This window comes from Amycolatopsis tolypomycina, from assembly GCF_900105945.1.
GTDB lineage: Bacteria > Actinomycetota > Actinomycetes > Mycobacteriales > Pseudonocardiaceae > Amycolatopsis > Amycolatopsis tolypomycina.
Genome location: NZ_FNSO01000004.1, coordinates 6,855,986 through 6,868,775, shown reverse-complemented (window position 1 = coordinate 6,868,775; position 12,790 = coordinate 6,855,986). Strand labels below are relative to the sequence as shown.

Sequence of the window (12,790 nt, the reverse complement as noted above, 5' to 3'; positions counted from 1 at the left end):
AGAATAGCCGCTCAGCTCTTGCGCGCGACCAGGGCCAGCTGGCTGGCCAGCTCCGGACGCTCCCCGACGTCGGCGGGGTCGTCCGGCCGCCACTCCGGCGTGAACACGATCCCCGGCGGCAGGACCTCGAACCCCGCCACGAGCGCCCGCAGCTCCTCCCGCGACCGCGCGAAGACGTCCGTCACGCTCTTCTGGTACAGCTCCGCCGCGCGGCGGACCTCCTCGCCCTGGCCCTCGAACGTGCCCGACGACAGCGCCAGGTAGCTGCCCGGCGCGAGCGCGTCGCGGTAGGCCGCGATCAGCCCGGCCGGGTTGCGCGAATCCGGGACGAAGTGGATGAACGCCGCCATGATCAGCATCACCGGCTCGGTGAAGTCCAGCAGGCGCTGGGTCGTCGGGTGTTCGAGGACGCCGTCCGGGAGCTCCGCGTCGGCCTGGACCATGGCCGCGTTGTCGTTGCCCTCCAGGACGATCTCGCTGTGGGCGACCGCGATCGGCTCGTTGTCGACGTAGACCACCCGCGAGTCCGCGGCGATCGCCTGGGCCACCTCGTGCACGTGGCCGACCGTCGGCATCCCCGAGCCGATGTCCAGGAACTGGCGGATCCCCTGCGAAGCGCCGAACCGCACCGCGCGGCGCAGCCACCGCCGGTTGAGCAGGGCCAGCTCCCTGGCCTCCGGCCGCACCTGGAGGATCCGCTCGGCGAACTCCCGGTCGATCGCGTAGTTGAGCTTGCCGCCGATCAGGAAGTCGTACACGCGCGCGGCGTTCGGCTTGTCGACGTCGATGCCGCGCGGCGCCCGGTCGTCGATCATCACCGCTCCTTGCGGGCCACCAGCGCGAGACCGCCCGACTGCTCCGGCGGGTCTTCCAGAGGCCCGTCCGGACGCCACTCGGGCGTGAACACGATCCCCGGCGGCAGGATCTCGAAGCCCTTCACCAGCGCCCGCAGTTCGTCGGGCGACCGCAGCGTCAGCGGCGTGCCGCTCTTCTCGTACAGCGCGACCGAGCGCTGTGTCTCGTCGCCCTGGCCCTCCCAGGTGCCCGACGACAGCGCGAGGTAGCTGCCCGGCGCGAGGACGTCGCGGTAGGTGCCGATCAGGCCGGCCGGGTCCCGGGAGTCCGGGATGAAGTGCACGAACGCCGCCATGATCACCATCACGGGCTCGCTGAAGTCCAGCAGCGCCTCGGTCGCCGGGTGCTCCAGCACTTCGTCCGGGTACTCGGCGTCGGCCTGGACCATGGCCGCGTTGTCGTTGCCCTCCAGCACGATCTCGCTGTGCGCGACGGCGATCGGCTCGTTGTCGACGTACACCACCCGCGAGTCCGGGTCGATCGCCTGGACGACCTCGTGCACGTGGCCGACCGTCGGCATCCCCGAACCGATGTCCAGGAACTGCCGGACGCCCTGCTCCGCCGCGAACCGCGCGGCGCGGCGCAGCCACGCCCGGTTGGTCAGCGCCATGTGCTGGGCGTTCGGCAGCACGCTCAGGATCTGGTCGGCGAACATCCGGTCGACGGCGTAGTTGAGCTTGCCGCCGATCATGTAGTCGTACACGCGCGCGGCGTTCGGTCTGTCGAGGTCGATGCCCCGCTTGGCGTGTTCGTCTTCGCTCATCCGCCGCTCCCGGGATCGAGGGTGTGACGGGAGAATAGTCCGTTTCTACAGCAGGGGCGGCACCGCGGCGTCGATGAGGTGCGGGCCGGGCTCGGCGAAGGCCCGCTGGAGCTGCTCGGCGAGCTCTTCGGCGGTGGTCGCGCGCGACGCCGGGACGCCCATGCCCTCCGCGATCTTCACGAAGTCCATGTCCGGCCGGGACAGGTCGAGCAGGTCGTTCGCCTTCGGGCCGCCCGAGGCCGCGCCGACGCGCTGCAGCTCCAGCCGCAGGATCGCGTACGCGCGGTTGTTGAGCAGCACCGTCGTGACGTTCAGGTTCTCCCGCGCCTGCGTCCACAGCGCCGAAATCGTGTACAGCGCGCTGCCGTCGGACTGCAGGTTCAGCACCGGCCGGTCCGGCGCCGCGACGGCCGCCCCGGTCGCCACCGGCATGCCGTAGCCGATCGCGCCGCCGGTCAGCGTGAGGACGTCGTGGCGCGGCGCACCGGCCGTCGCCATCGGCAGCATCAGGCCGGAGGTGTTGGCCTCGTCGGCGATGATCGCGTTGTCCGGCAGCAGCGCCCCGATCACCTCGACCCAGTTCTGCGGGGTCAGCGGCCCGCTGGGCAGCGCGGGCCGCGACGCCGGCGCCAGCACCGGCTCGGTGTCCGCGGCGACCAGCTCGGCGACCTCGTTCAGCGCCCGTGTGACGTCCTGGCCGACCGACGCCAGCGTGTGCACCTGGGCGCCTTCGGGCACCAGGTCGCTCGCCTTTCCCGGGTAGGCGAAGAACGACACCGGCGCCTTCGTGCCGGCGACGACGACGTGCTTGATCCCGTCGAGCTGGTAGGCGACCTGCTCGGCGAGGTAGCCGAGCCGCTCGATCGACGGCAGCCCGGCACCGCGCTCCAGCCGGGCCGGGAACGTCTCGACGAACACCTTGGCGCCGGTCGCGGCGCCGATGCGGCTGGCGGCGCGCAGGCCTTCTTCGCGGCACGCGCTGCCGCCGACGAGCAGCGCCACCGGTTCCCCGGTGCCGAACACCGCGGCGACGTCCTTGACGGTCGTGGCGTCCACGGCCTGCGGCACGCGCGGCGGGATCGGCGCGCAGGTCTCGCCGCCCTCGCCCCACGACGCGTCCGCGGGCAGGATCAGCGTGGCGACGCGGCCGGGTGCGTCCTGCGCGGCGGCGACCGCGGCGGCGGCGTCCGCCCCGACGTCCTTGGTGTGCTCCGAGCGGCGCACCCAGCCCTCGAGGGAGCCCGCGACGGCCTCGATGTCCGACTCCAGCGGTGCGTCGTACTGCTTGTGGTAGGTCGCGTGGTCGCCGACGACGTTGACGATCGGGGTGTGCGCGCGCCGCGCGTTGTGCAGGTTCGCCAGGCCGTTGCCCAGGCCGGGGCCGAGGTGCAGCAGCGTCGCGGCGGGCTTGTCCGCGATCCGCGCGTAGCCGTCGGCCGCACCGGTGACGACACCCTCGAAGAGCGCGAGCACGCCCCGCATCTCGGGGACGGAATCGAGGGCGGCGACGAAGTGCATCTCGGACGTGCCGGGGTTCGCGAAACACACCTCGACGCCGGCGTCGACCAGCGTGCGGATCAGGGACTGGGCGCCGTTCATGTCGCTCATGCGGTTCCTTCGGGGAAGAGAACGCCGGGGTTGAGGATCCCGGCGGGGTCGAAGCTCTGCTTGATCCGGCGCATCAGCTCGATCTTGGCCGGGTCTTCGAGTTCGGCGTGGTAGTGGGCCTTGGTGCGGCCGAGGCCGTGCTCGCCGGAGATCGCGCCGCCGAGTTCCATGGCGAAGGCGAAGATGTCGGTGAGCAGCTGCTTCCGCTTGGCTGCGTCCTTGCAGAAGATTCCCAGGTGGACGTTGCCGTCGCCGGCGTGCCCGCAGCCGAGCGCGCCGCCGCCGGCGGCCATCGCGAGTTCCCGCGCCTTGGTGATGAACTGCGGCATCGCGGTCCGCGGCACGACGACGTCGATCACGTCGTCGGCGCCGGCCGCCTTCGCGGTCCAGAAGGCCTTCTCGCGGGCTTCGATGAGCTTGCGGGCGGCGTTGCCTTCGAGGACGTAGACGTCGCTGGCGCCGAGTTCGCCGAGCAGCTCGCCGACGGTTTCGACGTCCTCTTCGAGGCGGCCCGTCTCGCGGTTTTCCAGTGCCACCACGAGGTACGCCTCGCTGGTCTCGCGGATCTTGTCCGGGACGCCCAGCTCCAGCTTCTCGTTGTAGACGATCGCCGCCATCGTCAGGTTGTCGATGTACTCGAGGATGTGCGGCGCGAGCCCGCTGGAGAGGATCGCCGGCACGGCGGCCATCACCTGGCCGAAGTCGCCGAAGGGGGCGAGCACGGTGGCGCCGTGGGCCAGCCGCGGGTACAGCTTGACGGTGATTTCGGTGGCCAGCGCGAGGGTGCCCTCGGAGCCGATGATCAGCTGCGTGAGGTCGTAGCCGGTGGAGACCTTCGAGGTCTTGCCGCCGGTCCGGATGATCTCGCCGGTCGGCAGCACGGCCTGCAGGCCGAGCACGTTGTGGCGGGTGACGCCGTACTTGACCGCGCGCATCCCGCCGGCGTTGGTCCCGACGTTCCCGCCGACGCTCGCGCTCAGCTCACCGGGGTAGACGGTGTAGCCGAGCCCGGCTTCGGCGGTCTTGGCGTCGAGCTCGGCGAGGGTCACCCCGGGCTGGACGACGGCGACGTGGTTGCCGGTGTCGACTTCGAGGACGGCGTTCATCCGCTCGAAGGAGATCAGGAGCCCGTCGGCCTGCGGCCGGGCCGCCCCGGACAGCCCGCTGCCGGAGCCGCGGGCGGTCACGGGGACGTTGTGTTCCGAAGCGGCCTTCAGCAGCTCCGCGACTTCTTCGGCCGTTGCCGGCTTCGCGACGTACGCCGGCTTCTGCGGCTCTGCCGTCAGTGCTTCGTCGTGCGCGTAGTCCTCCGAGATGGCCTCGCCCGTGAGCAGGTTTCTCTCTCCGACGATCTCGGCCAGGCGTGCCGCCACGTCGCCCATCGGCAGTTCTCCTCCGCGCCGTCGCTGTGGTTACCGCAGCGTAGTACGTACCGGCGGTACGCCGCTATGAAGGTTTTTCACGTTTTTGCGCGGAGGAGGCGGAGTGGTCAGTTTCCCGTGGTCAGCGCGTCCTGGAGCAGGGTCAGCGCCTGCCTCGCGACGACGTTGAACAGGCCCATGGTCGTGTCCGGCCGGGCGAAGACGACCAGCAGGACGGGGCCCTGCACGGGGAAGACGCAGACGTGGCCGAGCGAGCCCTGGAACATCGCGCCGCGCGCCTCGCCGAGGCCGGCCTGCCCGATGAACCGCGTGGCGAGCCCGACGGACGCGGCGGCCATGGCCGCGACGCTGTCGTCTTCGATCTCCTGGGTGTCGCTGGCCAGCAGCAGGCCGTCCCGGCTGGCCACCAGCAGGCCGGTGATGTTGACCCGGTCGACCTCGTCCCGGATCTTCGCCAGCGCCCGGGTGGCGGCCGCGGCGTCCGGGTGGGCCTCCCGGATCCCTTGCGGCACCGGGAAAGCGGGCGTCGCGCCGAGCTTGCGCGTTGGCAGCGGCACCGGCGCGCCTGCTCCTTCGGCGGGCATCCCCGTCACACGACCAGCTCGGTCTCGATGTTCTTGAGGTAGTGCCGGGCCAGCGCGAGGTTGGCTCGTTCGCGGTCCAGGACGAGGTACAGGAAGAGTGCGGAGTCGTGCTTGGCGGGCTTCAGCAGGCGGATCAGGTGGTACTGGCGGCCGAGGGTGATGAGGATGTCCTCGATCTCGTCGTTGAGCCGCAGCGCGGAGATCACCCGCAGCTTGGAGCGGACGACTTCGGTGTTGCCGGCGGCCGCGGTGTCGAGGTCGAGCCAGTCGCCGCCGCCCAGCGTCCCGAGTGCCATCCCGCTCTCGTAGTCGACGAGGGCCGCGCCCACCGCGCCGGAGATGGAAAGGGCTTCCTTCAACGCCGTTTCGATGTTCATCGGGCTCGCCTTCTCCTCGGTTCCCGCAGGTGGGTCAGGTTTGATCACCCTAGGGTCGCTCGATGCGCCCGCATATCCCTGAACGGCCTAATCGTCCTGGTCTGTTGGCGCTAACAAGGAAGGTCGACGTCACGGAGAGTGTTCGCCGTGGATTTAGCTCAGGCTAAATCTCTGGTGGGTGACGGGCACGGCGGCGAAGCTTCCGGCATGACCTCGACGTACACCTTCGAAGACGGGCTTTCCGTGCACCGCCTGGGTTTCGGTGCCATGCGGCTGACGGAGTGGGACCACGTGAAGGACGGTGCCCACGCCGTCGCGCGCCGCGCGGCCGAGCTGGGCGTGACGTTCTTCGACACCGCCGACGCCTACGACCTGGGGCTGAACGAGGAGCTGCTCGCCGAGGCCCTCCACCCGTACCCGGGGCTGCTCGTGGCGACGAAGTGCGGGCACGCGCGCCCGAGCCGCGGCGAGTGGGTCCCGCTCGGCAGGCCCGAATACCTGCGGCAGCAAGCGGAACTCTCGTTGCGGCGGCTGCGCGTCGACCGGCTCGACCTGCTGCAGCTGCACCGCGTCGATCCGCAGGTGCCGCTCGCCGACCAGGTCGGTGCGCTCGCCCGGCTGCGGGACGAAGGCAAGGTCGCCCGGATCGGGCTGTCCGAAGTCACCGTCGCGCAGCTGGCCGAGGCGCGGGCCGTCGCGCCGATCGCGAGCGTCCAGAACCGCTACAACCTGACCGACCGTGCCGCCGAGGACGTGCTCGCCTACTGCGAAAGGGAGGGAATCGCGTTCGTCCCGTGGCTGCCGATCGTCGCCGGTGGCCACGCCGCGGCGGGTGGCGTGCTCGGCAAGGTCGCGGCCGACCTCGGTGCGACGCCCGCTCAGGTGTCCCTCGCCTGGCTGTTGCGCCGTTCGCCGGTGGTGATCCCGATTCCGGGCACGTCGTCGATCGGGCACTTGGTGGAAAACTGCGCCGCCGCGGAATTCGTGCTTTCCGATGCCGATTTCGACCAGTTGGACGCGCTGGGGTGAAGCGGCCCGGCCGCGGGGGTTCCGCGGCCGGGCCGTCGGCTCAGACGAGCCAGCCGAGGAAGTGCGCGAGGTGCGCCAGCGCGCCGGTGAGGATGTCGTGGGCGTGGTGGGCGTGCTGCGCGAACATCTGCATGAGAATGGCTCCTAAACGGATGAAAGGTGATTCCCTGGAGTGCGCCTCGCGAGGTGCGGAATCAGGTTTTCACCGTGCTGGCGCCCTGTCAAAAAGCCATTCCCGGTCGGAGTCGGCACCCCGGAATCTTCCCATGCTAAACACGTAATCCCTTCGTGTTTTCGCGTGGGGTGCCCTGATCGGTCGTCCGCCACTGCGGGGAGATCATCACTTTCGGTGACGGCGGACTTGATCGGCCACCTCGGGTACGCGGGTAACTCGATCCGGTGATCACCGGCCACGAAAGGTGAGTTCGCGATGATCACTCTTTCGGGTGGGCCACCGGGACGCCGGGTGCGGTACCCGACGTCCCGGTGGCAGGAAAGGGAATCAGGCGCGCGCGAACGAGAGCGTCTCGCCCTCGACCCCCCGCAGCCACAGGTCCTGCGCGGCCGCCGCCATCTCGGCCAGGCCTTCCTCGATCGTGGCGAACACGTTCCCCGGCACCCAGCCCGCGTCGCCGTTGATCAGCAGGTTGTTGCGCCCGTAGAAGATCGCCAGGTCGGTCGCGCCCTGGTCGCTGTGTGCCTCGCTGCCTTCGTCGTAGCCGTACGCCGGGTTGCCGATTTCCCAGGCTTCGAAACCGAAGTAGACGACGTCCCCGGGGATCGGCGTGATCGTCGGGTTCTCCCGCCCCGGCTTGGGTTCGGCGAACGGCGGCACGAGCGTGTAGACCTCGTTGCGCGCGTATTTCGCGTGGTAGGCGGAACCGCTCTGCGGCAACGCGTCCCAGACGGCGCGGCACGTCCGTGGCGCTTCGTCGTCCAGCAGCCGGGCCCGGCAGGAGACGCCGCGCTTGTCGAGGGTGATCGTGATGTACCGGGCCATGCTCAGCTCCCCGTGACCGACGCGACGACGTCGCCCCAGATCCGCAGCGCGTCGTCGACCTGCTCGGCGGTGACGACCAGCGGCGGCACCATGCGGACCACGTTCATGTACGGCCCGCAGGTGAGCAGCAGCAGCCCGTTCTTCGCCGCCGCCTGCTGCGCGGCCTGGGCGGTGGCGGTGTCCGGTTCGCCGTCGGCGGAGGTGAACTCCGAGCCGACGAGCAGCCCGAGCCCGCGCACCTCGCCGATCGACGGCGTCTTGTCCGCGATCACCCGGGCGCCTTCCAGGAGCTGGCGGCCGCGCTCGGCGGCGTTCTCCACCAGGTTCTCCTGCTGGATGACCTCGAGCGTCGCGATCGCCGCGGCACACGAAACGGCGTTGCCGCCGTACGTGCCACCCTGCGAGCCGGGGAACGCCTTCGCCATCAGCTCCTGCGAAGCGGCGATGCCGGACAGCGGGAAGCCACTGGCCAGGCCCTTCGCGATGAGCACGATGTCGGGGGAGACGTCGAAGTGGTCGTGGCCCCAGAACTTCCCGGTGCGGCCGAAGCCGGTCTGGATCTCGTCGACGACCAGCAGGATGCCGTGCCGGTCCGCGCGCTCGCGCAGGCCGGCCATGAACTCGCTGTTCGCCGGGACGTACCCGCCCTCGCCGAGCACCGGCTCGACGAACATCGCGGCGGTTTCGTTCGGCGCGCTGACCGTCTGGAACAGGTAGTCCAGCTCGCGCAGCGCGAACTTCGTCGCGGTCTGCTCGTCCCAGCCGTAGTGGTAGGCGTAGGGGAACGGGGCGACGTGCACGCCGGCCATCAGCGGGCCGATGCCGGCGCTGAACCGCGTCCCGGACGTCGTCATGGTCGCGGCGGCGACGGTCCGGCCGTGGAAGCCGCCCTGGAAGACGATGACGTTCGGGCGTTTCGTCGCCTGCCGCGAAAGCCGCAACGCCGCTTCGACGGCTTCGCTGCCCGAGTTCGCGTAGAAGAGCGAGTCGAGCCCGCTCGGCAGCACGGCGCCGAGCCGTTCGGTCAGTTCGAGCAGCGGCTTGTGCATCACCGTCGTGTACTGGCCGTGGACGAGCTTGCCGATCTGCTCCTGCGCGGCCCGCACGACGTGGGGGTGGCAGTGCCCGGTGCTCGTGACGCCGATGCCGGCGGTGAAGTCGAGGTGGCGTTTGCCATCGACGTCGTAGAGGTAAGCCCCTTCACCGTGGTCGACCACGACGGGCGTTGCCTGCTTGAGCAGCGGAGAGAGCTGGGCCACAGCGTGCTCCTCGATCGGTCTGAGCGGGTTGTCGATTGTTGACAATATCCATAGCATGGCCCTGGGGACAACACGTGAGGAGCAAGTCGGGATGAGCGCGAGCACCGAGACCGGCGTCGTCGAGGCGGTCGGCAAGGAACTGTTCATCGGCGGCAAGTGGGTCGCCGCGCAGGACGGGAAGACGTTCCCGGTGGTCGACCCGGCCACCGGCAAGGAGCTGTGCCAGGTCGCCGACGCCTCGCCGTCGGACGGCGTCGCGGCGCTGGACGCCGCCGTCGCGGCGCAGGCGGACTTCGCGAAGATGGCGCCCCGCGAGCGCGGCGAGATCCTGCGCCGGGCCTACGAGCTGCTGATGCGGCGCCAGGAGGAGCTGGCGCTGCTGATGACGCTGGAGATGGGCAAGCCGCTGGCCGAGTCGAAAGGCGAGATCGCCTACGCCGCGGAGTTCTTCCGCTGGTTCGCCGAGGAGGCCGTCCGCATCGACGGCGGCTACGCGACCGCCCCGAACGGCACGGGCCGGTTCCTGATCACGAAGCAGCCGGTCGGGCCGGCCCTGCTGATCACGCCGTGGAACTTCCCGATGGCGATGGGTACCCGCAAGATCGGCCCGGCGATCGCCGCGGGCTGCACGTCGGTGATCAAGCCGGCCGCCCAGACCCCGCTGTCGATGCTCGCGCTGGCCGGCATCCTCGCCGAGGCCGGGCTGCCCGAAGGCGTGCTCAACGTCGTCACGACCACCGACTCCGGTGGCGTGATGGAGCCGCTGATCCGCGACGGCCGCGCCCGCAAGCTCTCCTTCACCGGCTCCACCGGGGTCGGCCGCAAGCTCCTCGAGCAGTGCGCCGACAAGGTCCTGCGGACGTCGATGGAGCTGGGCGGCAACGCGCCGTTCCTGGTCTTCGACGACGCGGACATGGACGCCGCCATCGACGGCGCGATGCAGGCGAAGATGCGCAACATCGGCGAGGCCTGCACCGCGGCGAACCGGTTCTACGTGCAGCGCGGCGTCGTCGACGAGTTCGCGCGGCGGCTGACCGAGCGCATGCGGGCCCTGCCGATGGGCCGCGGCACCGAGCAGGACGTCGTCGTCGGCCCGCTGATCGACCAGAACGCCGTCGACAAGGTGACCGAGCTGGTCAAGGACGCCACCGACCGCGGCGCTCGCGTCCTCACGGGTGGTTCGGGCGTCGACGGGCCGGGCCACTTCTACCCGGCCACCGTGCTCACCGACGTCCCGCAGGAGGCGCGGCTGACGCACGAGGAGATCTTCGGGCCGGTCGCCCCGATCACGCCGTTCGACACCGAAGAGGAGGCCGTGGCGAAGGCGAACGACACCGAGTTCGGCCTCGTCTCCTACGTCTTCACCAGCGACCTCAAGCGCGCGCTGCGGGTCTCGGAAGCCCTGGAGGCCGGCATGATCGGGCTCAACCAGGGCATCGTGTCGAACCCGGCGGCGCCGTTCGGCGGGATCAAGCAGTCCGGGCTCGGCCGCGAAGGCGGTTCGGTCGGCATCGACGAGTTCCTGGAGACCAAGTACATCGCGGTGGCCCTGTGACGGCCTACCGCATCGCGAGCATCCCCGGCGACGGGATCGGCGTGGACGTCACGGTCGAGGCCCGCAAGGTCCTCGACCGGGCTTCTTCGAAGTTCGGCTTTTCGCTGGAGTGGACCGAGTTCGACTGGAGCTGCGAGCGCTACGCCCGGGTCGGCGCGATGATGCCGGACGACGGGGTCTCGCAGCTCTCGGCGTTCGACGGCATCCTGCTCGGCGCGGTCGGCTTCCCCGGCGTCCCCGACCACGTTTCGCTGTGGGGCCTGCTGATCCCGCTGCGGCGGGCGTTCCAGCAGTACGTCAACCTGCGCCCGGTGCGGCTGCTGCCGGGCACGACGTCGGTGCTGGCCGGGCGGAAGGCCGAGGAGCTGGAACTGGTCATCGTCCGGGAGAACTCCGAAGGCGAGTATTCGGCGATCGGCGGCAGGCACAACGCCGGCCGGCCGGACGAGTTCGTGCTGCAGGAGTCGGTTTTCACGCGCGTCGGTGTCACGCGGATCATCCGGTACGCGTTCGCGCTGGCCCGGACGCGGTCTTCCCGCGTCTGCTCGGCGACGAAGTCGAACGGGCTGATCCACTCGATGCCGTTCTGGGACGAGATCTTCGCCGAGGTCGCGGCGGAGTTCCCGGACGTACACAGTGAACAGATGCACGTGGACGCGCTCGCGGCGCGGATGGTGCAGGCGCCGGACCGGCTCGACATCGTGGTGGCGTCGAACCTCTTCGGCGACATCCTGAGCGACCTCGCGGCCGCGATCACCGGCGGGCTCGGCATGGCGCCGTCCGGCAACATCAATCCATCGGGTGAATTCCCGTCGATGTTCGAGGCGGTCCACGGGAGCGCTCCGGACATCGCGGGACAGGGGATCGCCAACCCCGTGGCGCAGATCCTGGCGGCCGCGATGCTGGTCGAACACCTGGGCGAAACCGTTGCCGCACAAGCGATCCGCACCGCGGTGGACCGGGTGCTCGACGAGGGCCGCGTGCGCACGCCCGACCTCGGCGGCACGGATACCACAGAACGCCTCGGCACGGCGGTGACCGAAGCGCTGGGCTGACTTTTTGTCGGTGCCCTCCGGCACGGTGGACCACGAGCCCACCGAGGGGGAGGAGTCACCGATGTGCTTCGAGTGCGAGAACCGGGACAGACCCGGGTATGTGAAGCGGCTGCGCGCCGGCGTGGCCGACCGGGGCTGGCTCGTGCAGGGCGTGGCCGCAGCCGGGCCGTACCCGCCGTGGGCCTACACGATCGGCCTGAGCGGGTACGGCTTGCCGGAGCTGGTCGTCACGGGCCTGCCTGCCCTCGCGGCCGGCAGCCTGTTGAACACCCTGGCCGCCCGCAGCCTGCACGGCCCGCCCTTCTCGGCGGGCGACCGCGTCCCGTTGCGCGAAGGCCCGCTGGTCGAGGTCGTCGAGCTCGCCGAGCCGTCGGCCCACCTGCACTTCGCGGTGGCGTTGTACGGCCCGGAAATCCGCGCGCTGCAAGCGGTCCACGCGGACGCACAGGGCCGGTGGCCGTGGTCGTCCGACTTCCGTGACGGCGAAGGCGGCCAGCCGGTGCTGGGGGTGCGCCGTGTCCGCTGACGCCGCGCTTCCGCAGCCCCGCCGGTCACGCGGGACACCCGCGGCGCCTCGGTCACCGGGACGTGCCGCTGAGGGGCGTGTGGTGGCGGGACCGTCCGCCGCTTCGCCGGAATTCCGGTCGCGCGTGCGCCATCGACTGGGCCCTGGCCAGCCGCATGACGCACACGCGGACGATCTCGACCGCGAGCTCCGGGACCGCGCCCCAGCCCGGGTCCGCCTGCGCCAGCCGGTCTTCGACGGCGTTGAGCACCTCGGCGAGTGCGTGCTCGGCGTGCGGTGTCACCTCGCGCACGGCGTCGGCCAGAAAGGTCAGGGTCCGCTGGATCGAGGCGCCCTGCCCGGCCAGCGTCCGCGCCGCGAGCACGGCGCGGACGCCCTTGAGCTCGAGGGTCCCGTCGGCGTGCCGGACCAGCACCCCGGCGTCGACCAGGTCGGGCAGCAGCCCCGGCTGCCGCCGCACGGCCTCCCGGATCGCGGGGCCGAGGTCGGTCAGCTCGCCGAGCACCAGATCGGGTTCCAGCAGCGCGCGGACCGCGTCCAGCGGCAGGCCGCGGCTCTGGAACTCGACCACCTGCCGCATGCGGGCCAGGTGCTGCTCGGTGTAGCAGGGCGTGCGGCCGACGCGCGTCGGCGGCGGGAGCAGGCCGCGGGCGTGGTAGGAGCGGATGGTGCGGGAGGACAGCCCGATCGTCGCCGCGAACAGGTCGGCGGTCATCAGCGCGGGGGTGTCCAAGAGGCTTCTCGGACCGCCTTCGTCACCGCGCATGACACCGGCCGTCCGCCCGCGGTGCGGAAAA

General features: G+C 70.8%; 13 protein-coding genes. 4 read left to right on the top strand and 9 right to left on the bottom strand.

From position 1 onward, the window contains the following. Nucleotides 1-11: 11 nt before the first annotated feature. The 6 genes from BLW76_RS41180 to BLW76_RS41155 all read right to left on the bottom strand — a co-directional run bounded on the left by BLW76_RS41180 (nt 12) and on the right by BLW76_RS41155 (nt 5,569). Nucleotides 12-815, bottom strand: a complete 804-nt coding sequence (locus tag BLW76_RS41180; protein WP_091317544.1) for an SAM-dependent methyltransferase — start codon at nt 813-815, stop codon at nt 12-14. Further along, nucleotides 815-1,618, bottom strand: coding sequence for an SAM-dependent methyltransferase (locus BLW76_RS41175; RefSeq protein ID WP_091317542.1), 804 nt, complete (start codon nt 1,616-1,618; stop codon nt 815-817). The genes BLW76_RS41180 and BLW76_RS41175 overlap by 1 nt, the downstream gene beginning before the upstream one ends. Nucleotides 1,619-1,663: 45 nt before the next feature. After that, nucleotides 1,664-3,217: an acetolactate synthase large subunit gene (locus BLW76_RS41170; RefSeq protein WP_208613620.1), complete on the bottom strand. Its 1,554-nt coding sequence runs from the start codon at nt 3,215-3,217 to the stop codon at nt 1,664-1,666. A gap of 5 nt (nt 3,218-3,222) precedes the next feature. Further along, entirely contained in the window at nt 3,223-4,608 is a 1,386-nt protein-coding gene (locus BLW76_RS41165; protein ID WP_091317539.1) for an FAD-binding oxidoreductase, read from the bottom strand. A 107-nt stretch (nt 4,609-4,715) separates the two neighbouring features. After that, nucleotides 4,716-5,165 carry a roadblock/LC7 domain-containing protein gene (locus BLW76_RS41160; protein ID WP_244170557.1) on the bottom strand — a complete coding sequence of 150 codons (450 nt, stop codon included), beginning with the start codon at nt 5,163-5,165 and terminating at the stop codon, nt 4,716-4,718. Between the two features lie 32 nt (nt 5,166-5,197). Further along, nucleotides 5,198-5,569, bottom strand: a complete 372-nt coding sequence (locus tag BLW76_RS41155) for a hypothetical protein (RefSeq protein ID WP_091317537.1) — start codon at nt 5,567-5,569, stop codon at nt 5,198-5,200. A gap of 207 nt (nt 5,570-5,776) precedes the next feature. Here BLW76_RS41155 and BLW76_RS41150 point away from each other — a divergent pair, with 207 nt between their 5' ends. Next, the gene (locus tag BLW76_RS41150; protein ID WP_091320497.1) at nt 5,777-6,598 is read left to right on the top strand and encodes an aldo/keto reductase; all 822 of its coding nucleotides are present in this window, start codon (nt 5,777-5,779) and stop codon (nt 6,596-6,598) included. Nucleotides 6,599-7,100: 502 nt separating this feature from the next. Here BLW76_RS41150 and BLW76_RS41145 read toward each other — a convergent pair. Both BLW76_RS41145 and BLW76_RS41140 read right to left on the bottom strand, forming a co-directional pair. Beyond that, nucleotides 7,101-7,598: a DUF3830 family protein gene (locus BLW76_RS41145; protein WP_091317536.1), complete on the bottom strand. Its 498-nt coding sequence runs from the start codon at nt 7,596-7,598 to the stop codon at nt 7,101-7,103. A gap of 2 nt (nt 7,599-7,600) precedes the next feature. Further along, nucleotides 7,601-8,857 carry an aspartate aminotransferase family protein gene (locus tag BLW76_RS41140; protein ID WP_091317534.1) on the bottom strand — a complete coding sequence of 419 codons (1,257 nt, stop codon included), beginning with the start codon at nt 8,855-8,857 and terminating at the stop codon, nt 7,601-7,603. 91 nt (nt 8,858-8,948) lie between these two features. Between BLW76_RS41140 and BLW76_RS41135 the strand changes: the two genes are divergently transcribed. The 3 genes from BLW76_RS41135 to BLW76_RS41125 all read left to right on the top strand — a co-directional run bounded on the left by BLW76_RS41135 (nt 8,949) and on the right by BLW76_RS41125 (nt 11,993). Next, nucleotides 8,949-10,412 carry an NAD-dependent succinate-semialdehyde dehydrogenase gene (locus BLW76_RS41135; protein WP_091317532.1) on the top strand — a complete coding sequence of 488 codons (1,464 nt, stop codon included), beginning with the start codon at nt 8,949-8,951 and terminating at the stop codon, nt 10,410-10,412. Continuing rightward, the gene (locus BLW76_RS41130) at nt 10,409-11,467 is read left to right on the top strand and encodes a tartrate dehydrogenase (protein ID WP_091317530.1); all 1,059 of its coding nucleotides are present in this window, start codon (nt 10,409-10,411) and stop codon (nt 11,465-11,467) included. The genes BLW76_RS41135 and BLW76_RS41130 overlap by 4 nt, the downstream gene beginning before the upstream one ends. Before the next feature lie 100 nt (nt 11,468-11,567). Continuing rightward, nucleotides 11,568-11,993 carry a DUF4262 domain-containing protein gene (locus BLW76_RS41125; protein ID WP_244170556.1) on the top strand — a complete coding sequence of 142 codons (426 nt, stop codon included), beginning with the start codon at nt 11,568-11,570 and terminating at the stop codon, nt 11,991-11,993. A gap of 52 nt (nt 11,994-12,045) precedes the next feature. On the opposite strand, the gene BLW76_RS41120 is transcribed toward BLW76_RS41125, so the two are convergent. Then, entirely contained in the window at nt 12,046-12,726 is a 681-nt protein-coding gene (locus BLW76_RS41120; RefSeq protein WP_208613486.1) for a MerR family transcriptional regulator, read from the bottom strand. Nucleotides 12,727-12,790 lie beyond the last annotated feature (64 nt).

Coding starts and splice junctions, on each gene's coding strand:
- BLW76_RS41180 (WP_091317544.1), bottom strand. CDS start 815: ATGATCGACGACCGGGCGCCGCGCGGCATCGACGTCGACAAGCCGAAC.
- BLW76_RS41175 (WP_091317542.1), bottom strand. CDS start 1,618: ATGAGCGAAGACGAACACGCCAAGCGGGGCATCGACCTCGACAGACCG.
- BLW76_RS41170 (WP_208613620.1), bottom strand. CDS start 3,217: ATGAACGGCGCCCAGTCCCTGATCCGCACGCTGGTCGACGCCGGCGTC.
- BLW76_RS41165 (WP_091317539.1), bottom strand. CDS start 4,608: ATGGGCGACGTGGCGGCACGCCTGGCCGAGATCGTCGGAGAGAGAAAC.
- BLW76_RS41155 (WP_091317537.1), bottom strand. CDS start 5,569: ATGAACATCGAAACGGCGTTGAAGGAAGCCCTTTCCATCTCCGGCGCG.
- BLW76_RS41150 (WP_091320497.1), top strand. CDS start 5,777: ATGACCTCGACGTACACCTTCGAAGACGGGCTTTCCGTGCACCGCCTG.
- BLW76_RS41145 (WP_091317536.1), bottom strand. CDS start 7,598: ATGGCCCGGTACATCACGATCACCCTCGACAAGCGCGGCGTCTCCTGC.
- BLW76_RS41135 (WP_091317532.1), top strand. CDS start 8,949: ATGAGCGCGAGCACCGAGACCGGCGTCGTCGAGGCGGTCGGCAAGGAA.